The organism is Rheinheimera riviphila (genome assembly GCF_004005945.1).
GTDB classification, from domain to species: domain Bacteria; phylum Pseudomonadota; class Gammaproteobacteria; order Enterobacterales; family Alteromonadaceae; genus Pararheinheimera; species Pararheinheimera riviphila.
In genome coordinates, this window is the sequence record NZ_SACS01000005.1 from 112,499 (window position 1) to 136,158 (window position 23,660).

The window sequence follows — 23,660 nt, forward strand, 5'->3', positions numbered from 1 at the left end:
CCAATCAACCTTGGTTAGTAAATGTGCAACTGGTGCATGATCTCGGCTAAAAGTCTGCGAAAGTCGGTGAAATTCCACAACCGCCAGAAAAGGCAGGGCTGTTTTTGCCCCTGAAAGCCGTTATACTCGGCGCCAATCGAATTTTGACGGAAGTAAAAAGCTATGGAGCAATACATCGAATTTGCCGGTAATCATCAATTACTGAGCCTGGCTTGGGGCGGCATTCTTATCGCGTTGGTGGTCAGTTGGGTACAGTCGCTACTGTCGAAAATCCAGATGTTGTCGCCGACCGAACTGACGATTAAAGTCAATCGGGAAGATGCGGTGCTGTTGGATATTCGTTCAGTCGATGATTTCAAAAAAGGCCATATTACTTCGGCCCGTAATATCCCCTTAGCACAACTCAGTTTGCAGCTGCCAATGCTTGAAAATAATAAAAACAAACCCATTATTGTGGTCTGTCAGGCTGGAATGTCGGCGCAAGGTGCCGCAAAACAGCTGATTAAAGCCGGCTTTAGCCAGGTTGCGGTGCTGCGTGGCGGCATGAGTAAATGGGCAGAAGCAAATTTACCAGTGGTAAAAAAATAACGGGAACCGCCTTGATGAGTGCAGCCAGCGTCACTATTTACACTAAAGCCTATTGCCCGTATTGTGTTCGCGCAAAAGCCTTATTAACGGCAAAAGGAGTGCAGTTCCTGGAGGTCAGCATTGATCAACAACCGGAACTGCGCCCTGAAATGATCGAAAAATCCGGTGGTCGTACTACGGTGCCGCAGATTTTTATTAATGATCAACATATTGGTGGCTGTGACGATCTTCATGCGCTCGAAGCGCAGGGAAAACTGGACACTCTGCTTCGCTAAATTTTAATCAAATTATCAGTTAGGACTAATCATGGCCGACGAACAAATCAATGCAGTTGCCGACGAGCAACAAGTGCAATTCGCTATTCAGCGCATTTATGTCAAAGACATTTCTTTTGAAGCGCCAAATTCACCAGCGATTTTCCGCAAAGACTGGCAACCAGAAGTAAAATTGGACCTGGATACCCGCAGCGAAAAGCTGGACGACAGTACTTTTGAAGTGGTGTTGTCATTAACTGTGACCGCCACTATTGGCGAAGAAACAGCCTTTTTATGTGAAGTGCAACAAGCCGGTATTTTCTCAGTTCCTGCAGTCAGCGATGCGCAAATGGCGCATATGTTAGCGGCATTCTGCCCAAACATTCTGTTCCCATATGCTCGTGAAGCAGTATCAAGCCTGGTCAACCGGGGTACTTTCCCACAGTTAAACCTGGCACCAGTAAATTTCGACGCTCTGTTCGCACAATACGTGCAACAGCGTCAGGCTGAAGCGCAAGCTCAGCTGCCAAACTAAGTCTGCGGCGTCTGCTATGACTGCGGCAATCACAGTTTTAGGTGCCGGCTCGTACGGCACTGCGCTGGCAATTTGCCTGGCGCGAAACGGTCATCACACCCTGTTGTGGGGTCGCAGTCTGCAAGACGTGGCGGCGATGCAAACCGACAGAATCAACCATAAGTATCTGCCGGAAATTCGTCTGCCAGACACGCTGGAAGTTACCGCTGACTTGGTCGAAGCGGTGACTGCCAGTCAAAATATTCTGGTGGTGGTGCCAAGCCATGCTTTCGCCGACACCTTAAAACAAATTAAGCCTTATTTGTTGCCGCATGCCCGGGTGGCATGGGCGACTAAAGGCCTGGAGCCGGATACCGGTCGGTTGTTGCAGGATGTCGCGCGCGATATTCTGGGCGAAGACGTATCGCTGGCCGTGTTGTCCGGACCGACTTTTGCCAAAGAACTGGCGTTGGGTTTACCGACCGCTATTTCTTTGTCGTCCACTGACAGCGAATTTATTACTGTTTTGTCCGACTTACTGCATTGTGGCCGCACCTTCCGTGTCTATACCAACCCTGATTTTATTGGTGTGCAACTGGGCGGCGCCGTGAAAAACGTCATTGCCATTGGTGCCGGTATGGCCGATGGTATTGGTTTTGGTGCCAATGCCCGCACCGCACTGATCACCCGGGGCCTGGCGGAAATGTGCCGGTTAGGTTGTGCCCTTGGTGCGCAAAAAGAAACCTTTATGGGGATGGCAGGTTTAGGCGATTTAGTGCTGACCTGTACCGATAACCAGTCACGCAACCGTCGTTTTGGGTTACTGCTTGGACAAGGCACTGGCGTTGAAGCCGCGATGGCCAGCATTGGTCAGGTGGTGGAAGGTTATCGCAATGCCAAAGAAGTATTTAATCTGGCGGCGCGTGTTGGCGTGGAAATGCCCATCACCGAACAAATTTACCAGGTGTTGTATCAGGGCAAAGATGCCAAATTAGCGGCGATTGATTTACTGGGCCGCGAAAAGCGCGACGAATAGCAGCCGTACCATCGCCTTATAATAGCCGTAAAATAGCCGTACAACATGATGAGCACGCCAACAGCATCAGCGACCAGGCCGCAGGTTAACCGGCCTGGCTGATTGGTTGCGGCAGCAGGATAAAATCGGCGCTGATCTGTACAGCAGTTTTCGGCTGATCAAACAACGAACCTTGCCCGGACCAACAGCCCATCACATGTAATAAATAACCCTGCATTTCATTGTCGATACCTTGTGCTGTCAGCGTCAGTTGATGGTAGCTGGCGAGCCGGATTAAGCTGGCGCAGATATTTCGCTGGTTGTCCTGCAACTCTAAATCGTCGATGAGCGAATTCGCCAGCATCACTTCTGACCAAAAATTTTCGGCCAATAACGCCAGTGCAGTATGACCTTTGCCAAAATCCTGCCAAACCAGGCTAAAACCAGCATGCTTTAATGCCTGCAGCTGCGTAATCGCCATGCCCGGCTGCTGCAGCCAATATTGCTCGGTGATCAGCAATTGCAGCAATTCAGGTTGTAATTGCCACTCTTGCAAGTGATGCAGTAAATAGGGCAATAAATCAGGTTGTTGTAGTTGCAGCGTCGACAATTCCAGCCGGAATGTCGGCAGCTGACAGCCTTGTTGCCGCCATTGCCAGATCTGCTGACAAAGTTGCGAAAAGCGCCAGCGCTCCAGACCCAACAACAAATGGCTTTGTTCGGCAGCCGCTTTAAACTGCGGCAGCCACAGTAAACCTCTGCCTGGCGAGTGCCAGGCCAATTGCACATCGACTGCCAGTAGTTGTTTGTCCTGTAACTGGTAACAGCCCTGAAAATACAGTTCAAATTGATATTGCTTCAGGCCGTACTGTAGTTCTTCGGCTAAGGTCGCATCGGCGACGTTGGCCATTCCCGATTGCTGCCATAAGCAAATTGATTGCTGCTGCAACAAACTTTGTTGCAGCGCCCAGTCGGCATGTTGCAGTAAAGTCTCTACATCTTCGCCACCTTGTGGAAACAGCGCCACGCCAATGGCGCATTGGCCGATTAAATCAAAATCATCCAGCGGGCAAGGGCCGTGCACCGCCAGTTGCAACTGCCGGGCAATCTGCAGGCTGGCCTGTTCCGGTGCTTGCTGGCAATGCTGCGCCGTTAATAACACCGCAAAACGGCGATCGGTAAACTGGCCCAGACTGGCACCTGCCGGTAAATGGTGCTGCAGTTGTTGTGCTATCCATTGCTCAAACTGCCGGGCTTTGCTGATGCCGAATTGCTGGCGGATTTGTTCCAGTTCCGTCAGTTCCAGCAGCAAAATGGCAAAATGTTGTTGGGCATTACGGCATTGCAGCAAAACAGGCTCAAGCTGCGCCAGCCACAAGGTCCGGTTCGACACACCGGTGAGTGCGTCGTGCGTACTGAGTTGTTGTAACTCAGATTGTTGTTGCTGCTGCTCGCTGATGTCCTGTTGCACAATCAGGTAATAGCCAGGTTGGCGACGGGTTAGTGGGGTAATAGTTAATTGCAGCGCACGGGGCAGTGTTGCGGTCGGCATCCAGACCACACCTTGCCAGCTTTGATTCTGTTGCAGTTCAGCCTGAATATCGGGCCATGCGCTTTGCAAACATTGGCGACTGCTGAATAACTGCGGCCGCAGCCCGGTTGGCCACTGAAAATTGGCCATCGCTTGATTGCTCTGGCGTAATTGAAAATGCTCATCTGCAAACCAGGCCGGGCACGCTAACCGCTGAAAAAATACATCCAGACTGAGCGTATGTGGTGTTGGTTGTAATTGCCGCTGGCGATACCACCAGACGCTGGCCAACAAAGGTAATAGCCATAAACCGTAGGTTGTTGTCAGAAGCCAGAGCCAGCCGCCGAATGTTTCCATCTGAAGTCCTGCATTCCGTTGCCAATGGGTTGTCCCGAAATTATAGGCTGGACATCAAAAACCGCCAGTTTATGGCGAAAGTGATGTGCAGAAAAAACCTGACCCACTGCGCCTACTGCCACTTTTCGATATACTGCGCCTTCCCGTGAATATTCTGAATCGAGCTTATGTTTCACATTGCCTTGTTCGAACCCAAAATTGCGCCAAATTGTGGCAATATTATTCGCCTCGCCGCCAATAATGGCTGCAGCCTGCATTTAATTGAGCCCTTGGGTTTTGATTTCGAAGAGAAAAAGCTGCGCCGCGCCGGGCTTGATTATCATGATTTAGCCAACGTCACCCGTCATGCCAATTACGCGGCGTTTGAGCTGGCGATGGCGGGGCGGCGGATTATCGCCTGTACCACAAAAGGCAGTCGGCCGCATACTGATGTGCTGTATTTACCAGATGATGTACTGTTGTTTGGCTCCGAAACTCACGGTTTGCCGGACGCAGTGCGCGATGCGATAGCAAGTGAGTTGAAAATCCGTATCCCGATGATGCCGGATGCAAGAAGTTTAAATCTGGCCAATGCGGTGGCCATCATTAGCTATGAAGCCTGGCGTCAGCAAGGGTTTGCCGGCGCCGTTTAACGTCAACCAATTCAAGGAAGTCTCATGCCAAAGCAACAACTGCCAGTCACCGACACTGCCCACGCGGATTATGCCAAATGGGTTCGGCGCTCTGGCTTTCTGACGCTTGGCGTCGCGGTGCTGATTGTGCTGCTGAAACTGACGGCGGCGGTGATGACCAACGCCGCTGCCGCGCTGGCGTCCTTTATGGATGCGCTGCTCGACGTATTGGTGTCGCTGTTAAATTTTGCCGCTTTACGGTATGCGCTCAAACCCGCCGATGCTGATCATCGCTTTGGTCACGGCAAAATGGAAGCGGTGATGGCGCTGTTTCAGGCGGCGTTTTTAACCGGCGCTGCGGTGTTGTTGTTCTATCAAGGGGTGAGTCGTTATCACAGTCCGGAGCCAATAGCCGCACTTTCCAGTGGGATCTGGCTCACGGTATTGTGTACCGCTTTAACTATCATGTTGGTGCTGGTGCAAAGATTGGTGATCAAACGAACCGGATCCTTAGCCGTCAAAGCCGATTCAGCGCACTATCGCGGTGATATTCTGATGAATGCAGCAGTGATTTTGGCGCTGTTTTTAGTGGCTAATAGTGTGTTGTGGGCCGATGCGGTGATGGCGGCGCTGATTGCACTGTATTTATTCTGGAATGCCGTGCAGTTGGCGCGGGAAAGTCTGAAACATTTGTTAGATCAGGAATTAACCACAGCGCAGCGGCAGTTGATTGTGGATACGCTACAGCCGTTGCCACAGGTGCTGGCGGTGGATCAGCTGCGCACCCGTCAGGCAGGCCCGAAAGTTTTTGTGCAATTGCGGTTAGTGCTGCCGGACGAGTTATCGCTGGTGCTGGCGCACGATATCGTCGATGACGCTGAGCTCAAGATTGCCGCCTTGTTTAGCGACGCCGAAGTGATTATTCATGCTGATCCGGCATCAGCGGTGACGCAGGCGGAATATCCGCTGCTGGCGACGCAAGCTGTTTCTGGTTAAACCCAGTCAGCTGCCAGTAACCGGCAACGTCTGTAAAAACTGATTGATCTTTGACAGGGCAAGTCCGCGAATCTTATCCGTTTCAAAGAGGATTTCATGTCGTGCATCGGCCAGCAGATGCTGCGCTGATAAGGCTGACCAACCGGAGCTTTGACTAAAACGCTGCCACAGCTTTGTTTGCGCGGCATTATCCACCACCTGATCCGCACCTGCTTGCAACAATAAACAAGGTAGTTGTGGGGCAGGGTCTTTTTGCATCTGCTGGCAAGCCGCCAACGCCTGAGCCAGCCAGCGCCAGCTGATGCCGCCGAGCTGATACGCCGGAAACTGCTGATATAACGATCGAAACCACTGATACCGTTCAACACACTGACTTAAATCATTGTCGAGAAATGGCCGGTTTTGATAAGGGCCTTGTCCTGGAATGTACCAACTTTGCTGACTACACAGCTGATTGAGCTGACTTACCACACGACTCAGCGGCAAAGCCAAGACGTGTGGTAAAGGATGGGTTGGAATACCCCACATCGGTGAACAAAAGATGGCGGCAGCTAAACCATGATGTGGCTGTTGTGGTATCTGTTGTTGCTTCTTTTGCTGCATCTCTAGCTGCAGCTCTTGTTGCCGCTCTTGCTGCAAGTACCGACACAAAATCCCACCGCCCATCGAGTGGGCCAACGCCAGCAGCGGTAGTTTGGTTTTTGGCTTGATGATTTGCTGAATAAAGTTCGCCAGATCAGCGACATAATCATCAAAATCCCGCACATCACCAATCTGGCTTTGGTCATCAAGCCGACCTGAAGCACCTTGCCCCTGATGATCCAGCACATAGACCTGATAACCGGCGTGCAGCGCTTCGTTGATCAGTTCCAGATACTTATGGCCCGCTTCAATCCGCCCCGGGATTAGCACTAAAGCTGCGGTAGCGCCTGCGGGTTGCCAATAGCTGAAATGCAGTTGCAGCTGGTTTGGTGCAGCGCTGTGGTTATTAAGTTTGCTAACACTATCAAAAGTGCCGTGTGTTGCCTGTTGCCAGCGCTTAGCCAGCGCCAGGGTGGCGCGGGTGCTGTGATCATCGGAGCTGGCAAAATCGCCACTAGACAACTGCGCTTTAAATTCAGGCCATTGCATCATGTAATCGCAGTCCGGGGCGGTAAGGTTAGGGTGATACAAAGCCCACCGGCAGGCGGTAAGCTAGCGGCAATCTGGCCACCATGTTGCCGCACCACTTGCGCTGCAATCGCCAGCCCAAGCCCAGTGCCGCCAGTTTGGCTGTTGCGACTGTCCGATACCCGGTAAAAGGGCGCAAAGATTTGCTCCAGACTATCGGTCGGAATACCTGGCCCCTGATCCGCAATTGCAAGCGTGGTGGTGGTCGCCGTTTGCGATAGCACAAAGCTAATTTGCGCCCGGTCGGGGCTGTATTTAATCGCGTTACGCAGCACGTTTTCAATGGCACGAGCCAGTAATTTGGGTTCAATCAAGAGCGGGCAGGGGTTTGGCCCCTGTAAGCTAACCTGCAACTGCTTTTGATCCGCTTCCAGTTGATTGACGGCAATAATTTCTTCAATCAGTTCATATAAATCAACATCCTGGCACTGTAATTGGTATTGGCCAGCATCTAAACGGCTGAAGGTTAACAGCTCGCCAAGTAGTTGATCGACGCGCTCCAGTTCCTGCTGCAACCGTGGTAATTGGGCGCCACCGCCCTGACGTTGCTCCAGCGCAATCGCCAGTTGGGCGCGGGTCAGCGGTGAGCGCAATTCATGCGACACATCACGTAACAGCCGTTGTTGGTTTTGCAGCAAATCGCCGATTTTCGCCGCCATCAGGTTAAAACCACGGCTCAGTTCGCCTATTTCATCATTGCGCCTGGCTGGCGCGTCGGCTCTTGCCGTTAAATCTCCGGCGGCAAAATCGAGATTTTTTTGCTGCAACAGTCGCAATGGTTTGGTGATGGTTAAAGCCAGAATAAAACTGGCAAGGGCTGACACCAACACCAACAAAGCGGGAAGCAGATAATCAGGTAATGACATTAAGTCGAGCCCAGGCGATTGTGGTCTGGGCCGCAGTTGATAAAGCGCCAGGTGTTGACCTTTGAAATGGACTAAAAAAGGCCCGGCCAACACGGTTTTACGGTGAATGAGTAAGCGTGGCCGATTGAGTTGTGACAGCTCGGTCAGCCATTGTTGGTTAAAATTTCTCGGCAAGATGTCGCTATTCAGTACCTGATTTTGTTCAGGCTCGACAATCAACCAGCGATTGCGATCGCGGCGGTTGATCCGTGCCGCCAGCTCTTCAATTGAATCGGCTTTGTGCAGCGATTTCAGCAAAGGTTCGAGCTGTTCGGCGATACCGTGGGGCAGCCGGCGGATTTCGGTGTCGTCGCTTAAGCCGCGCGCCAGCAACCAGGCGCCGCCGAGTGTCAGCAATAACACCAGCCAGAACCAGGCGAAAATCCGAAAGGCCAACAAGCGAAACGGGTTCAGACCGCTAAACTTCATGCCTGCTCCAAAAATAAATAACCGCTACCGCGCAAGGTTTGAATTTTTTCAGTGGGATCACAACTGGCCAGTTTTTTACGGATATTGCTAATATGCATATCCAGACTGCGATCATATTGCTGTAAGGCGCGGCCGAGCACGGCTTTGCTTAAGTCTTCTTTGGTAATCACCTGACCGGCATGACTCATCAGATAATCCAGAATTTGAAATTCGGTGGCGGTCAGCACCACTTGTTGTCCCTGGCACCAGACCTGACGATTTTGCCGGTTCAGTTGTACCTGATTTAATTCCAACAGCGGCGCTGCGACCGGGTTGGCGCTTTGCTGTTGTGCCAGTTCAACGCGACGTAGAATCGCCCGTACCCGGGCGCTAAGTTCACGTGGATTAAAAGGTTTCGCCAGATAATCATCGGCGCCAAGTTCCAGCCCGACAATCCGGTCAATGTCATCACCCCGGGCGGTTAACATCAGCACCGGGCAATAGCTTGACTGTCTTAGTTGCCGCAGCAAGGACAGACCATCGAGACCGGGCAACATCACGTCCAGCAAAATCAGCTGATACAAACCACTTTGCGCCCGTTGCAAGCCGCTTACACCATCGGAGGCAACGTCCAGACTAAAGCCATCCAGTGTCAGATAATCGCTGACCAGCTGGCTTAACTCGACATCATCATCGATTAACAGGATCCTTTGACTACTCACTTCTGATCTCCGGCGGTAGGTTTTGCGTCAGTGTAAATCGGCGACACATTGCGACAAGGCTCTTTACACAACCTTTACCCGTGCTTGGCGTTGCTTTGCATTGCACAGAGTATGCTTGGTTCATCGCTGTTTCGTCCAGCCGGACAAACGGTTTGTGTTTCACAACCTAAGGTAACGATGATGAAAAAATTTAATCTGATGGCGGCAATTTTAAGTTCGGTATTAATGGTCAGCGCGGCGATGCCTTCCTTTGCTGGGGAAGGCGCTGGTGACAGGGAAGGGCATAAACATGGTATGCATCACCAGCATGGCATGAAAATGTTTAAAGGGTTGGATTTAACCGATGCGCAAAAAGCGCAAATTGAACAGCTCACCGCAGCGCATCGTCAGACCATGCCGGATAAGGCAGTCGTTGCAGAAAGTCGCGAAGAGTTACGCACTTTATTGCAGGCGCCTACTTTTGATGAAGCCGGAGTGCGGGTGTTACTGGAAAAACAACAAGCCAAACGGCTGGAAATGGAAGTGGCGCAGTTGAAATTTCAGCACCAGTTACGTGCAGTATTAACGCCAGAGCAGCAAGCCAAACTGGATGAACGTAAAGCGAAAATGCGCCACAAAATACGTGAAAAGGCCGCCTCATCTGAATAATTTGCGAGCTCTGGCTGGTTATTAAAATGTTCATCCTGACTGGCGCTTTGACCTTTGTGGTCAAGCGCCTTTTTTTATCCGGTTTTTGAGTGAGATGATTGAGTATGATGGTTAGCTGCAACCGCTTTGTACAACTAATTTAACCCTTCTCTAAAATAATCTGAGCAAATACTTTAAACCTTATATGACCACTTGATTGTGCCAGCTGTTGCTGCGGATCACGCTGATTTATGCTGTTGAAGTGATATTTATGTATGGAAATTGCCCTTTATTTCAAACAAACAGCCGCTGAAGCCGGCTTTAATTTAACATTTGTTCCCCAAAATGACGATTGTGATTGTATTGAACTGCTCTATCTTAGAAATCGGATCTGTCAGCTGTCTGTTCCGTAAAACTAAAAAGCCAATCAAAATAAAATCAAATCCAGACAAGGGGATCGTAGATGAAAATAACAGCAATGCTGCTGGCCGCAGTATTTTGCAGTATCAATGTCAGTGCTGCAGTGGGCGGCTATCCGGTGGTGTTAATCCACGGTTTTCAGCCCGATAATTTAAAAGATAAACCCAACGCCAGTCAGGTCAAAGTGAATGGCCAGGAATATTGGCAAGACTATTGGGCCAGCCGCGCCGATTTACGGATTGACTGGCCCTCACAAGAGCGGATCAGCGTGAAAATCGCCAGTGACTATGTCTGGCCACAGCTGAAAAAGTTGGCAATAGACGGCACCTGCGCGCGAGGCTGCATTTTCGTTAATCACTCCACCGGCGACTTAATAACCCGTTACATCCTTGATAACCAAGCATTATGGCTAAAAAATGCCGGTTTAACACCGCTGAATATCGTGGCTACTTTTGACTTTTCCGGCGCCGGTGGTGGTTCTGAACTCGCCGATTTAGCGGTGAATGTGGCGACTGGTGGCGGTTTGATTGATGGCGCGCTGAAGTTTGCGGTGTCGTTATGGCTGGGTGAAACGCCATCCGCCGGTAATGTTGGTGTATTACTTGATTTGCGGGTGAATACGGCCAGGCAGTTAGCGCCACAGCCCCTGAGTAAAGTACCAAGACTGCGTTTTGTCGGTGGTGCTTCGGATTACCTTGGCGTGACCAGCCCATTTTTACCCGGCGATGATGACGGAGTGGTCTCCCCGCATTCAAGTTGTGGCGCTTCGCAGGCTGCAGCCTTTGATAGCTGCTCGGCCAGTATTGCGCTCGATGGTAAGTTGGAAAGCCAGTCGGCCGGTGTCCGCAACTTTATGCCTTATCATTACCCATTGCTGATGAGTGATAGTTACAGTCACAACGCCACTATTGGCCTGCAACGGCAAGGGCAAGTGACAGCTGCGCGGAGCCAGGGGAACTATCTTGATCAGCGCGCCCTGAAATTTACGACTTATCAGGAAAATCGCGGCTGGTGGGTCTTCAGTTCGAAGTATCAGTTAGTCACTGGCTCGGACCAGTTCAGCATGACTGATCTGGTGTTTCGTGCTGCGAACTAACCCAAGTTGAACCTGGCAGGCAGTGGGCAAAAGTGTGTTTGGCCGCTGCCGGATCACCGGAGTAAATATGCAACAAAAATCCTGGCTGTTGGCGGTGCTGCTTGCGCTGTTCGCAGTCGTTTGGTGGCAGTGGCCCACCGATCAGCCTGTGTCAACATTGATGAAAAAAGCTGAACCCACAACTACAGTGGTTGCCGAAACTAAACAAGTCACCACTGTGACAACGCAGGCTCCGTCAAAACCAGAACAATTGCCACAAACGATGCAACAAAGTTTCGCACTGGTGGCAACAGCCTATGCCGAAGAACTGCAACTGCCGGATTATGTCAGGCCGCTGACTCTTGCCGATACGCAGTTGCTGGCACCTAATCAGTTTATTGCGCAGCAGTTGCCGCTTGAGGGCGGTGCCAGCGTCAGTATTGAAGCCGACAAATACCGGTTCAGTGCACCTGAACCGGTGGTGGTTCGCTTAAAAGCGCAGAATATCGAGCTATCGCAAGTGCAGGTGCTCCTCAAGAACGAACTCAGCGGTGAGCTGCTGGTTACAGAAACTCTTTCAGGTAGTCGCGGCGAGTATGTTGCAACGTTGCCAGCCGAAAAACATTGGGATGGCCCGTTGATTGTCGAATTCCAGTTTAGCGGGGCAGGGCAAACCCAGAGTGTGCAGACCGGTATTGAATATAGTCAGCCGGTTGCGATCATCACCGCCGTGAAGCCGCTGTTGGCTCGGGGCAGCGATATGGTGATCCCGGTGCAAATTCAGGTGGAATTGGCCGGCACGTATCGGCTGCGGGCAAACTTAATGACCGCGGACGGTCAGCCTGTGGCGCAGCTGACGGCAAGTGCAGACCTGGCAGAAGGCACACAAACACTGGATTTAAAGGCGCATAAACTGGTCTTACAAGGCGCGCCACGTGATTCAACAAGCACCAGGCAGGATGCATTTCATTCGGACCCGGCGGATCACTATCTGTTAACGACTTTCCAGTTAGAACGACGTTCGCCATCGCCGTTTGAACCGGCGCGTTATGGTCGTAGCGCGCAACCTGAATTCGCCTTAGGGGATTTTGACCCGGCACAGCTGACCGATGCTGTAGCCGAGCCAAGCGCTGAGGATCGACAGCGCTTAGAGTTTTTACAAAAAATGGCGGGCAGTGAATAACGGTTTAATGAAGACGTGATGTTGGGTTGCGCTATAACTGCGACAACCCAAACCTTTATTCCATATCCAGTTCTTTTAACTTCCGGGTCAGGGTATTTCGTCCCCAGCCTAACCGTTTTGCCGCATCCTGTTTATGACCATGGGTAAATTGCAGCGCCTGTTTCAGCACAATGCGCTCAAACTCCGGGCCTGCTTCGGACAAAATATCTTCTTCACCGGCAGTCAGTTTTTGCTGTACCCAGGCGGCCAGTAAATCTTGCCAGCTGTGATGCTGTTCACCGCCAAGCGGGCTGAACACTTTTGGTGCAGCGGTCAGTTCCGGCGGTAAATCCGACAGCAATACTTGTTTGCCGCTGGCCATCACCGTTAACCAACGACAGGTATTTTCCAGCTGCCGTACGTTGCCGGGCCAGTCCAGTTGCGCCAGATACTTTTCAGTATCCAAAGCTAAACTTTTCGCTTCAACATTCAGCTCTTTCGCTGCTTGTTGCAGGAAATGCTGCGCCAGTTTTGGAATATCCTGTTTGCGATCTTTCAGCGCCGGAATATGAATGCGAATGACGTTTAAGCGGTGGAATAAGTCTTCGCGGAATTTACCTTCCGCTACCAGTTGTTCCAGGTTTTGATGCGTCGCTGCGATGATCCGCACATCAACGTTCACACCCTGATGGCCACCAACCCGGTAAAACTGGCCGTCGGCGAGCACGCGCAGCAACCGGGTTTGCACATCGAGCGGCATATCGCCAATTTCATCCAGAAATAAAGTGCCGCCATCGGCCTGCTCAAAACGGCCTTTACGCAAATTTGCCGCGCCGGTAAATGCGCCTTTTTCGTGGCCAAACAGTTCAGATTCAATCAAATCTTTTGGTATTGCCGCCATGTTCAAAGCGATAAACGGCTGTTCAGAACGCGGGCTGTGTTTATGCAGCGCCTGCGCCACCAGCTCTTTACCGGTACCGCTTTGACCGTTAATCAGCACACTGATACTGGAACGTGATAAACGACCAATGGCGCGAAACACTTCTTGCATCGCCGGTGCTTCACCAATAATTTCAGTCAGTTGTGACGTGGGTGCTGGCTGCGCTTTGGGCTTTTTCGCCATCGCGTGTTCCAGCGCGCGGCTAATTAGGCCAACCGCTTCATTGATATCAAAAGGTTTGGGTAAATACTCAAAAGCGCCGCGTTTAAAGGCGTTCACCGCACTGTCTAAGTCTGAGTGCGCGGTCATGATAATCACCGGTAGTTCCGGCGCCAGTTCCTGTAATTTCGATAACAACGCCATGCCATCGGTGCCGGGCATCCTAATATCAGAAACCACTACCGCAGGTTGGTCGTATTCCAGCCGCTGCAGCATTAAATCGGCGGAGGCGTAACTTTCACAGACAATACCAGCGCGTGATAACGCTTTTTCTAACACCCAGCGGATGGAGTTGTCATCATCAATAATCCAGACATCCTGATGCATGCTTAAGCCCCTTGCGAGTTGATGGGTAAATACAGAGTAAATTCGGTACGGCCGGGCCAACTTTCACAGTCAATCCAGCCATCGTGTTGATGGATAAGGGTTTGTGCAATCGATAAACCCAGGCCAGTGCCACCAGGTTTACCGCTGACCATCGGGTAAAACAAAGTGTCTTTGATATCCGCCGGAATGCCGGGACCGTTATCAATCACTTTGATGGTTGCTACTAAACGGTGGCGACGACCATGAATGGTGTGCTGATGTAAAATTCGGCTTTGCAATACAATCTGGCCACCGTTTGGTAACACTTGCTGGGCGTTGCGGACTATATTCAACAGCGACTGTTCAATCAGCTCCGGGTCGAGTAAAAAGTCCGGAATGCTCGGGTCATAATCCCGCACAAACTGCACGCCGGAAGGGTTATCCATTTGTGCTAGTTGGCTGACCCGTTCGATGATCTGGTGCATGTTGGACACCAGCCGCTGCGGTGGTTTGTAAGGACCGAGTAACCGGTCGACCAGATTTCGCAGCCGATCGGCCTGGGCGATAATCAGCTGGGTATATTCTTTTTGCTCTTCATTCAGCGTTTCTTCCAGCAATTGTGCTGCACCACGCAAGCCACCCAGGGGGTTTTTAATTTCATGCGCCAGACCACGAATAAGTTCACGCGCCGCCAAATGCTGATGTTGCTGCAGGCTTTCCATACTGATTTTACGTTGCTGGTCGACCTGGCGTAGTTCAATCAATAATGCCGGTAATTCGGTTTCCAGGGCGCTGGCGGTAATGTCGATCAGAATATGGCGGCCATCCGGCAGCACACAATTGACATCGCTGACGCCAAACCCCTGCTTCGTCGTGAGGGTGCTGACGAGATGGCTGGCATGTAAATCGCTGAATTGGAACAGAGCTGGAAAGTAATGATTTTGCAGGCGTTTTTCGCCGATGCTTAATAAAGCACAACAGGCGGTATTAAAATGCTGTACCTGTAGTTGTGCATCCAACACCATGATGGCTGTGGTCAGGTGATTGGCGTAGTCGATGCCGGTTAAATCCAGCGACTTTGGGGTCTGCGTCACAGTGTTGATTCCTCTGCACCACTTTAGTGCATCCTAATCTCCAGTGTAACTGGTGATGGCTGAGAATTCAGCCGCGATGCACTATTTTGGTGAAATAGCCGAAGCTCTATGCAAATAGAAGGTCGTTACCGGACTGGTTGCAATAATCTTGCCGCTTTGATCAAGCAGTTCGAGGGTCAGTTGATGTTCGCCGCGATCGACGTTGTGGAGGATAAAATTGGCGTTACCGGTCGGGCCGGCCACTTGTTTGCCATCGAGATACAGTTTCACCCGCAGGCCTTGGGCGAACATGGGTTTAATTTGGCCAGACACATAGACGGTGCCGCTGTTTTCACGGACAGTGCCTTGTTGTTCAGGTTTGGAGATGGCGACTTCGAATTTAGTACTTTCCTGCACCACTGACGTTGACACACCAGGTGTCGTAGGAACCATTTGCGTCGCAGTATCTTTCACGGTGACTTGGGTAGCGCCAGGGCTTGGGCTGTCAGAAAACACCAGATTGTTATTTTTGTCGACGGTGACAAAAACTTTCTTATCGTCTGCTGCTGTTGCAGCAAGGCATGTGAGTAATAACAACCACAGTGCTTTTTTCATTGGATACCTATTTTCACAACAATAGCTGTTTGGTAATTATTTGTTTACTCTATCGCGCTTTGTTTGATTTGACCAGAACAAAAAGCCCGCAGTTGCGGGCTTTTTCACTAAAAAGTTATATGTTTGAAAATCAATTGATTAACGCTGGTTTTAGCAGCCTAATCTGTTCAAACGCTGTTGTTTATACGCTGTAATACAGATCGTATTCCAGTGGGTGAACAGCCATCGAAACTTTTTTCGCTTCAGCACGTTTCAGTGCGATATAAGCATCGATCATTTCGTCTGACATCACGCCGCCTTTGGTGAAGATAGCGCGAGATTTGTCCAGGTTGTCCAGTGCTTCATCTAAAGAACCACAGACCTGAGGGATCAACGCTTCTTCTTCTGGTGGCAGATCGTACAAGTCTTTATCCATCGCATCGCCTGGGTGGATCTTGTTCTGGATACCATCCAGACCAGCCATCATCTGCGCCACGAATGCCAGATACGGGTTCGCCGCTGGATCCGGGAAACGCACTTCGATCCGACGTGCTTTTGCACTTGGTACCAGTGGAATACGCACAGAAGCAGAACGGTTACGGGCTGAATAAGCCAGCATCACCGGCGCTTCATAATGTGGCACCAGACGCTTGTACGAGTTGGTTGACGGGTTGGTGAAAGCGTTGATGGCTTTCGCATGCTTGATGATACCGCCGATGTAATACAAAGCCAGTTCTGACAGGCCAGCGTACTTGTCGCCGGCAAACAGGTTGACGCCGTCTTTGGCTAACGACTGGTGACAGTGCATACCTGAACCGTTGTCACCAACGATTGGTTTTGGCATGAAAGTCGCAGTTTTGCCGTACATGTGCGCCACATTGTGGACCACATATTTCAGGATCTGTGTTTCGTCAGCTTTTAAGGTTAAAGTGTTGAAACGAGTAGCGATTTCGTTCTGACCTGCAGTCGCAACTTCATGGTGATGCGCTTCAACGGTCTGACCCATTTCTTCCAGCACCATACACATAGCGCTACGGATATCGTGGTGTTGATCTACTGGTGGTACCGGGAAATAACCACCTTTTACGCCAGGACGGTGGCCTTTGTTGCCGCCTTCATAGACAGCGTCTGAGTTCCAGGCCGCTTCTTCTGAGTTTAATTTGTAGAATGAACCTGACATGTCAGTTTTGAAACGGACTTCATCAAACATGAACCATTCTGGCTCAGGTCCGAATAAGACGGTGTCAGCGATGCCGGTTGATTTTAAGTATTCTTCCGCACGTTTAGCGATAGAACGTGGGCAACGATCGTAACCTTGCATTGTGCTTGGTTCGATGACATCACAAGTGATATTTAACGTGGTTTCTTCGAAGAATGGATCCAGTTTCATCGACGCTGGTTCAGGCATTAAAATCATGTCTGAATCGTTGATGCCTTTCCAGCCAGCGATTGAAGAACCGTCAAACATTTTACCGTTTTCAAAGAAATCTTCATTGATCTGGTTGGCAGGGATAGTCACATGTTGCTCTTTACCCTTGGTATCAGTAAAACGTAAATCAACAAACTTCACGTCGTTTTCTTTCATAAAGCTCAGAACGTTCGATGCAGACATGCAATCCTCCGGATTATTCCTGTTAATACTCAAACTGTACTTGAAGATATCGGTTCAACCGACAAGTTGCGCTTACTAAGCTAATAGTATGCCAATTATATAAGTTGTTGATTTTAATTGATTCAGCCAACAAACCTTCCACACACCCTCAGTGCCGTGCATCAATTTGGTGCGCGAACGCCTTGTTATGGTGCGTTGCAGCCTACTGTTGCACCACTTTGGATGCAGCGCTAACCATAGCAAGTTTTTGGGTGATGTTGCGCAGACCGTGCAATTTTTTCACTGGATTGTGTCAGGTGACAGGTCGCTACGAAAAAAATCGATCAATAGCGTGGAATAAGAGGCAGAAAATAGCGAATTCAGTTGCAGCTGAAAAATGCTGCAAACAGATAAATTTCCCTCCGACCCACAAAGCAGGTAAAATGCGCGCACGAATTTTTCGGGTACTTGCTGTGATTTGATACATGCGGGTACACATTAACACTTCACTAAGCGAGCACCACATACATGTCTTATGATCTCAGCAAGTTGCGCAATATAGCCATCATCGCGCACGTTGACCACGGTAAAACTACACTTGTTGACAAATTACTGCAACAATCCGGCACTTTCGATGCCCGCGCGAAGTTACAAGAACGGATGATGGATTCAAATGCGCAGGAGTCTGAGCGCGGAATTACCATCCTGGCCAAAAACACTTCAGTTCGCTGGAACGGTTACCACATCAACATCCTGGACACACCAGGCCACGCCGATTTCGGTGGTGAAGTTGAGCGCGTACTGTCAATGGCAGACTCAGTATTACTGTTAGTTGACGCTGTTGAAGGCCCAATGCCACAAACACGTTTCGTGACGCAAAAAGCGTTCGCCCACGGTTTAAAACCAATCGTTGTCGTGAACAAAATTGACCGTCCAGGCGCACGTCCGGATTGGGTTATTGACCAGGTATTCGACCTGTTTGACAACTTAGGCGCGACTGACGAGCAGTTAGATTTCCCAATCGTTTACGCATCAGCCATCAACGGCTGGGCGACACTTGATTACAACGAACCAAAAACTGACATCAACGACCTGTTCGCAGCGATTGTGGAGCACGTTGCACCACCAAAAGTTGAACTGAACGGCGACACGCAGATCCAGGTTTCTCAGTTAGATTATTCCAGCTACCTTGGCATCATCGGTATCGGCCGCATCAAACGTGGTTCGTTAAAAGTGAACCAGCAAGTTACTGTATTAGGTGCTGATGGTTCAAAACGTAACGGTAAAGTGGGTCAGGTCTTCAGCTATTTAGGTCTGGAGCGGATTGAAACTCAAGAAGCAAACGCTGGTGACATCATTGCATTCACTGGTTTAGGCGAACTGAAAATTTCTGACACTATTTGTGCCACCACCAACCTTGAAGCCTTACCACCATTACAAGTAGATGAGCCAACAGTGACCATGACCTTCCAGGTCAACACTTCGCCATTTGCTGGTAAAGAAGGTAAGTACGTGACTTCACGTCAGATTTTAGAGCGTTTAACCAACGAGCTGAAACACAACGTGGCACTGCGTGTTGAAGAAACTGAAGACGGTGACAAGTTCAAAGTGTCTGGCCGTGGTGAATTGCACTTAGGCGTTTTGATCGAAAACATGCGCCGTGAAGGTTTTGAACTGGCTGTTTCTCGTCCGGAAGTGATCATGAAAGTGGTTGACGGCGCGAAAATGGAACCCATCGAAAACGTCACCATTGACGTGGAAGAGCAGCACCAGGGCTCGATCATGGAGAAAATGGGCGAGCGTAAAGCTGAAATGACCAACATGCAGCCAGACGGTAAAGGCCGTATCCGGATGGATTTCCAGATGCCAAGCCGTGGTCTGATTGGTTTCCGTACTGAGTTTATGACGTTAACTTCAGGCACCGGCCTGATGTACAACAGCTTCGACCACTACGGCCCGTACAAAGGCGGTTCAATCGGTCTGCGGATGAACGGCGTGCTGATTTCTAACGCCATGGGTAAAGCCGCTGGTTACGCGATTTTCTCTTTGCAGGAACGTGGTCGTATGTTCATCGGTCATGCTGATGAAGTGTATGAAGGTCAGGTTATCGGTATTCACAGCCGTAGCAACGACTTAACTGTAAACTGCTTAAAAGGCAAACAGTTAACCAACGTCCGTGCATCAGGTACCGATGAAGCGATCAACTTAGTGCCGCCAATCCGCTACACGCTGGAACAGGCACTGGAGTTTATCGACGACGACGAACTGGTAGAAGTAACACCACTGTCAATCCGTATTCGTAAACGTCACCTGACAGAAAACGACCGTAAACGCGCCAGCCGTAGCTAATAGCTCAGCGATACCCCGAATCTTCAAGGATGAAGGGTATCAGCGATTTCGGAAGTTTAACCAAAGGTCAGCAGCTGCTGGCCTTTTGCATTTATGGTTCTGATGTCGCAGGCCGTCCGCTTAAATCAACGATAGGGGCACGAATCAAGTGGTTGTTGCTGCTGTTGTAATGCGGTTAATTGCTCGCTGATCGCCGTGAGTTGAGGTTGTAGTTGCTGCTGCTGTGCAATGGCGGCATGGATCGCGGCGACTGACTGATGGGTGTGTTGCACAAACTGCTGACATTGATTGTACAGACGTTGTGGTGCGGCGATGATCTGCTGAACTTCAGCTTGCCAAGCCAGTTTAGGGCCAAAATGTTGCTGCACAAAATCGTCGGTACATTGCAGAGCATTTTCCAGTTTGACGGCATAACCAACGCCTTTGAGCACGATCCCAAAGAATTGTTCAAACCCCGATTCACTTTGGATCATCTGATTCGCGATATCGTCGGCATAGCCCGCCAGTGCATCGACGACGGCTTGATCCAGTTGATATTTTTCACCCGCCAATTCGGCGGCCATGGCAGAACAGCCCGGATTTGATAGCAACCCAGGAATTTGCAGTTGCTGAGCGGCAATACCACAACCTTCGTTTCCTAACAGTAGACTGAAACAGATAGCGCCCCCTTCACTGCGGCATTCCGGTTCGGATTGACATTTGGTGAACGGCTCCGCCGGTAATACTTGCTGTGGCGGTACCTGGCAGCTGTTTTCGGCGAATGCCGGGTGCTGTGCTAATGCCTGCATCGTGTTGGTATGAAACTGTCGCGAGTGAAGTTCGGCGTCAATCGCCGCTTGTAGCTCCTGTTCTACCTGCATTCTACGCATCGACAAATCGCGGTATTGTGCCACCAGCGACAGCATGAAATACGGTGGTTCGGCCAGTGACTGTTGTTGCTGCAAGCTCTGCACACTAAAACACTGATCGACAACCAGCTGCGGCGGTAACGCAAAGATCAATTGGTCGCCCGATACGGTGGCCTGGCTAACCAGTTGATCCATCTGATCAACGAGCACATAACTGTCTTGCGGTGTTCCGGACATAGTAACGCGCACACTTTGGTAATCTTGTTGCAGAGTCAGCGGACGTACAGAGCAACCGCTCAGAATGACGACGGACAACAGCAGTAGCGGGAATATCCATTTCATTGAAGATCCTTGTTCAATTATTGGCCATTGACACCCTTCATCGCAGCTGAGGTAGGGCTGATGCAGACTGACATCGAGGCTAGGTTAAGGCGGTACGACGTCCTGATGACTCAGACGGTGCCGCAAAATAAGCATGGTCCAGAAAATGAAAATTGTAAAAATTATGGCCAGCAGCAGCAGAGCTGTGTATTGTTCCGCTGTCTGAATTAACGGGAAGAATGGTAGTGCAGGAGCAGGCATGACATCGCGACGCGCATTCTACAAAACTAAAACCGTGCTCGTGGTTGATGATTCTGATCAAATTCGCAGCTACCTGAAAAGTATGTTGCTGCTGATTGGTTTTGATGACGCGATATTGGCTCGTGATGCCGAGATGGCGCTGGGTCATTGTCGCCGGATGCCGTTTGATTTTGTGTTGTGCGATTTTCATTTAGGCCAGGGCCGTGATGGCTATCAGCTGTTTGAAGTGCTGCGCAGTGAGCAACTGCTCAAGCCCGACTGTTGTTTTCTGGTGATCAGCGCCGAACGCCAACGTCAGGCCGTGCACGGCATGGTCGAATTCCAACCTGCTGACTATTTACTAAAACCCTTCAGTTATGCCGAACTGGAACGCCGGATATCCCGTGCTTACCATATCCGTCAGGCGTTGCAGCTGGCCTATCAGGCGATCAATCGTAAAAATTACGAAGAAGCGGTGCAGGCTTGCGACCATATTGTTGATCACAAAAGCCAGTACGCCATGCATGCGACGCGCTTAAAAGCCGAATTGTTGATTAAACTCGACCGTTATGACGAAGCAGAGCATTTATATACCTGGGCGCTCACCGTACGGGAGTTCGGCTGGGCTCGGCTTGGCCTGGCAGTGACTTACGGTTATCAGGGGCGGCAGGATGAAGCGGAAGCGTTATTGCAGGAGCTTTCTGGTATTGCTGAAACCAAGACCGAAGCTTTAGATTGGTTGACCCGGTTGTACATCAGTCAGAACCGGCCGGCTGAAGCACTCACCGCCGTGGAACAAGTGGCGCGGCATTCCCCGAAAAATTATCTGCGTCAGCATGTATTGGCAACATTATCCACCATCGACAATCAAAAGCAGCAGGCGGTACAGGTGTATCAGCGGCTGCTAACCGCGTCGCGTTATTCGATGTATGACACCGCCGACAATATGCTGAATTACGCCAGAGCCATGGTCGAAGTGGCCAAAGATCAGCAAGAAAAAGATCGCAATGACACTTTTACCCGCATCGACGCCTTTGTCACCACCATCAAAAAACGGTTTCATCCGGCGAGCTTTGAGCATGATCGGATGGTGCTGGATGCCCGGATCTTATTACTGCAGGGCAAAACCGCAAAGGCGTTGGAGCTGCTACAAAACAGTGAAGAGCTGACCCTGGAAAAACCGCTGTCGCCATCCGGCATGCTGGACCGCGCCCGCGCCTATTATGAAGCCGGTAATTTACCGATGTGTGATCACTATATGGCGGCGCTGAGTACCGTGGCGCAGGATGATGATTTGTACTGCAGCGCGCTGAATCTGATGATGCAGCACGAGCAGGTGAAACATCAGCAATTGCGGCAACAGCTGATGCAGCAAAATGCGGCCGGGATGGATGCTTTTGGTAGTGGTCAGTATTCAATTGCGATTGAGTATTTTCGTAAAGCGCTGGAAACCATGCCGGCCAACGTTAATATTGCGTTGAATTTGCTGCAGGCGATTAGTATGCGTGAACGTCTGACCGTCGATTTACGGGCTTTGGCGCAACATTGTGTTGAGGTGATCACCGAAGGACGTTTGCCGATGGAGCAGGAAAAACGTTACCAAGTGATCCTCGGACATCTTGATTTGTAAACAAACCGAAGGTAAATCATTGTTCGGTCGTGATTTTTTTGAAGTGCGTTGTCACTTAGACGTGCTGGTGAAAATCAGCGGGGTAGTTTACTGGCAATTGTGGCGGGGCTTTTGTAAACTGCCGCAGAGTTAAATACGGGGGATTTCAATGATGTGGGCTATTTCAAAGCGGTTGACTACCGTGTTGTGTTGTTGTGCCATTGGTGTTGGCTGCACCCCAGCCGATCCGTTAAAGAAGTTCAGTGGCCCGGCGCAGGGTGCAACTTACAATATCAGTTACTGGAGCGATCAACCTGTTGATCAGGCCGCCTTGCAGCAACAAATCACCGCCGAGCTGGAACGGATTGATCTGGCAATGTCGAATTACCGTCCCGATTCCACCATAGAAAAATTTAATCAGTTGCAGACGATGGAGCCGGTGGAAGTTGGCACTGAACTGGTGCAACTGGTGGCGCAAGCCCGTTTTGTCTCATCGCAAAGCCAGGGTTGTTATGATTTGACCGTCAAACCGTTGTTTGATTTATGGGGCTTTAAAGCCGATCAGTTTCATCACCCGACACCAGAGCAACTGGAGCAGACCATGCAGTCCATCGGGATGGCGAAAATTCATGAATCCGGCGCCGGGATGTTAGCAAAACAGTTGCCACAGTTGCGTCTTGATGTATCTTCGATCGCACAAGGCTGGACCGTTGGCCAGTTGGCGAAAATTGTCGAACAAGCGGGCATTGAAAATTATCTGGTCGAAGTCGGTGGTGAATTGTTAGTTCGCGGGAAAAAACCGGAACAACAGGATTGGCGCGTAGCGATAGAGAAACCGCTGCCAGGAGCCCAAACCTTGCAAAAAATAATTACCGTCAAACAAAATGAACCTCTCGCGGTAATGACGTCCGGCACCTATCGCCATTATTTTGATGCGGATGGTGTGCGCTACAGTCATGTACTGGACGCCCGTACCGGTTCACCGGTGAAACATCAAACAGTCTCCACCACGGTATTGATTGAAGATCCTACGTTGGGTGATGCCTGGTCGACCGCCTTTTTATGTTTAGGCAGTAAAGATGGTAAACCGGTCGCCGATCGGTTGGGTCTCAAAGTGTTATTTATTGATCAACAGGCCGACGAGCTGATTGAAATCAGCAGCGATGCACTGCATAAAAGTCAGGCAGTGTCATTGCAATAACTGGTTGCAACGGT

Annotated in this window: 21 protein-coding genes; 12 read left to right on the plus strand and 9 right to left on the minus strand. The window is 50.4% G+C overall.

Going from position 1 to position 23,660, the window contains the following annotated elements; translation table 11 throughout:
- The first annotated feature begins 162 nt into the window (after positions 1-162).
- The 4 genes from EOE67_RS06770 to gpsA are packed head-to-tail and all read left to right on the plus strand — an operon-like array spanning position 163 to position 2,392.
- Positions 163-588: a rhodanese-like domain-containing protein gene (locus tag EOE67_RS06770; RefSeq protein ID WP_127698278.1), complete on the plus strand. Its 426-nt coding sequence runs from the start codon at positions 163-165 to the stop codon at positions 586-588.
- On the plus strand, positions 552-863 hold the full coding sequence (gene grxC / locus EOE67_RS06775; RefSeq protein ID WP_420849762.1) for a glutaredoxin 3: 312 nt from the start codon (positions 552-554) through the stop codon (positions 861-863). The genes EOE67_RS06770 and grxC overlap by 37 nt, the downstream gene beginning before the upstream one ends.
- 31 nt (positions 864-894) lie before the next feature.
- Entirely contained in the window at positions 895-1,377 is a 483-nt protein-coding gene (gene secB / locus EOE67_RS06780) for a protein-export chaperone SecB (protein WP_127698279.1), read from the plus strand.
- Between the two features lie 16 nt (positions 1,378-1,393).
- Positions 1,394-2,392, plus strand: coding sequence for an NAD(P)H-dependent glycerol-3-phosphate dehydrogenase (gpsA, locus tag EOE67_RS06785; RefSeq protein WP_127698280.1), 999 nt, complete (start codon positions 1,394-1,396; stop codon positions 2,390-2,392).
- 85 nt (positions 2,393-2,477) lie between these two features.
- Here the strand turns inward: gpsA and EOE67_RS06790 are convergent, their stop codons facing one another.
- Positions 2,478-4,259, minus strand: a complete 1,782-nt coding sequence (locus EOE67_RS06790) for a bifunctional diguanylate cyclase/phosphodiesterase (RefSeq protein WP_127698281.1) — start codon at positions 4,257-4,259, stop codon at positions 2,478-2,480.
- Positions 4,260-4,426: 167 nt separating this feature from the next.
- Between EOE67_RS06790 and EOE67_RS06795 the strand changes: the two genes are divergently transcribed.
- Both EOE67_RS06795 and EOE67_RS06800 read left to right on the plus strand, forming a co-directional pair.
- The gene (locus EOE67_RS06795) at positions 4,427-4,891 is read left to right on the plus strand and encodes a tRNA (cytidine(34)-2'-O)-methyltransferase (RefSeq protein WP_127698282.1); all 465 of its coding nucleotides are present in this window, start codon (positions 4,427-4,429) and stop codon (positions 4,889-4,891) included.
- Positions 4,892-4,915: 24 nt separating this feature from the next.
- Positions 4,916-5,866, plus strand: coding sequence for a cation diffusion facilitator family transporter (locus tag EOE67_RS06800; protein ID WP_127698283.1), 951 nt, complete (start codon positions 4,916-4,918; stop codon positions 5,864-5,866).
- Positions 5,867-5,872: 6 nt separating this feature from the next.
- Here EOE67_RS06800 and EOE67_RS06805 read toward each other — a convergent pair whose 3' ends face one another.
- The 3 genes from EOE67_RS06805 to EOE67_RS06815 are packed head-to-tail and all read right to left on the minus strand — an operon-like array spanning position 5,873 to position 9,071.
- A complete protein-coding gene (locus EOE67_RS06805; protein WP_127698284.1) occupies positions 5,873-7,000 on the minus strand; it encodes an alpha/beta fold hydrolase in 1,128 nt (375 codons plus the stop codon).
- Positions 6,997-8,370, minus strand: a complete 1,374-nt coding sequence (locus tag EOE67_RS06810) for an ATP-binding protein (protein WP_127698285.1) — start codon at positions 8,368-8,370, stop codon at positions 6,997-6,999. The genes EOE67_RS06805 and EOE67_RS06810 overlap by 4 nt, the downstream gene beginning before the upstream one ends.
- Positions 8,367-9,071 carry a response regulator transcription factor gene (locus tag EOE67_RS06815; protein WP_127698286.1) on the minus strand — a complete coding sequence of 235 codons (705 nt, stop codon included), beginning with the start codon at positions 9,069-9,071 and terminating at the stop codon, positions 8,367-8,369. Before EOE67_RS06815 ends, EOE67_RS06810 begins: the two co-directional genes overlap by 4 nt.
- Before the next feature lie 180 nt (positions 9,072-9,251).
- On the opposite strand from EOE67_RS06815, the gene EOE67_RS06820 reads away from it, so the two are divergent.
- The 3 genes from EOE67_RS06820 (at position 9,252) to EOE67_RS06830 (ending at position 12,376) form a co-directional block, all read left to right on the plus strand.
- The gene (locus tag EOE67_RS06820) at positions 9,252-9,719 is read left to right on the plus strand and encodes a Spy/CpxP family protein refolding chaperone (RefSeq protein WP_164852245.1); all 468 of its coding nucleotides are present in this window, start codon (positions 9,252-9,254) and stop codon (positions 9,717-9,719) included.
- A 442-nt stretch (positions 9,720-10,161) separates the two neighbouring features.
- The gene (locus EOE67_RS06825; RefSeq protein ID WP_127698288.1) at positions 10,162-11,214 is read left to right on the plus strand and encodes a hypothetical protein; all 1,053 of its coding nucleotides are present in this window, start codon (positions 10,162-10,164) and stop codon (positions 11,212-11,214) included.
- 67 nt (positions 11,215-11,281) lie between these two features.
- Positions 11,282-12,376 (plus strand): hypothetical protein, encoded by a 1,095-nt coding sequence (locus EOE67_RS06830; RefSeq protein ID WP_127698289.1) that lies wholly within the window; start codon positions 11,282-11,284, stop codon positions 12,374-12,376.
- A gap of 55 nt (positions 12,377-12,431) precedes the next feature.
- Here EOE67_RS06830 and glnG read toward each other — a convergent pair whose 3' ends face one another.
- From glnG to glnA, 4 genes are all read right to left on the minus strand, one after another.
- Entirely contained in the window at positions 12,432-13,841 is a 1,410-nt protein-coding gene (gene glnG, locus EOE67_RS06835; RefSeq protein ID WP_127698290.1) for a nitrogen regulation protein NR(I), read from the minus strand.
- A 2-nt stretch (positions 13,842-13,843) separates the two neighbouring features.
- Positions 13,844-14,914: a nitrogen regulation protein NR(II) gene (gene glnL / locus EOE67_RS06840; protein WP_082971530.1), complete on the minus strand. Its 1,071-nt coding sequence runs from the start codon at positions 14,912-14,914 to the stop codon at positions 13,844-13,846.
- Positions 14,915-14,995: 81 nt separating this feature from the next.
- The gene (locus EOE67_RS06845) at positions 14,996-15,508 is read right to left on the minus strand and encodes a DUF4124 domain-containing protein (RefSeq protein WP_127698291.1); all 513 of its coding nucleotides are present in this window, start codon (positions 15,506-15,508) and stop codon (positions 14,996-14,998) included.
- Between the two features lie 181 nt (positions 15,509-15,689).
- On the minus strand, positions 15,690-17,099 hold the full coding sequence (gene glnA / locus EOE67_RS06850) for a glutamate--ammonia ligase (protein ID WP_127698292.1): 1,410 nt from the start codon (positions 17,097-17,099) through the stop codon (positions 15,690-15,692).
- Between the two features lie 507 nt (positions 17,100-17,606).
- Between glnA and typA the strand changes: the two genes are divergently transcribed.
- A complete protein-coding gene (gene typA / locus EOE67_RS06855; RefSeq protein WP_068061496.1) occupies positions 17,607-19,427 on the plus strand; it encodes a translational GTPase TypA in 1,821 nt (606 codons plus the stop codon).
- Between the two features lie 125 nt (positions 19,428-19,552).
- Here the strand turns inward: typA and EOE67_RS06860 are convergent, their stop codons facing one another.
- A complete protein-coding gene (locus tag EOE67_RS06860) occupies positions 19,553-20,617 on the minus strand; it encodes a hypothetical protein (RefSeq protein ID WP_127698293.1) in 1,065 nt (354 codons plus the stop codon).
- Positions 20,618-20,855: 238 nt separating this feature from the next.
- On the opposite strand from EOE67_RS06860, the gene EOE67_RS06865 reads away from it, so the two are divergent.
- Both EOE67_RS06865 and EOE67_RS06870 read left to right on the plus strand, forming a co-directional pair.
- Positions 20,856-22,466 (plus strand): tetratricopeptide repeat-containing response regulator, encoded by a 1,611-nt coding sequence (locus EOE67_RS06865; RefSeq protein ID WP_127698294.1) that lies wholly within the window; start codon positions 20,856-20,858, stop codon positions 22,464-22,466.
- A gap of 148 nt (positions 22,467-22,614) precedes the next feature.
- Positions 22,615-23,646: an FAD:protein FMN transferase gene (locus EOE67_RS06870; RefSeq protein ID WP_240652737.1), complete on the plus strand. Its 1,032-nt coding sequence runs from the start codon at positions 22,615-22,617 to the stop codon at positions 23,644-23,646.
- Positions 23,647-23,660 lie beyond the last annotated feature (14 nt).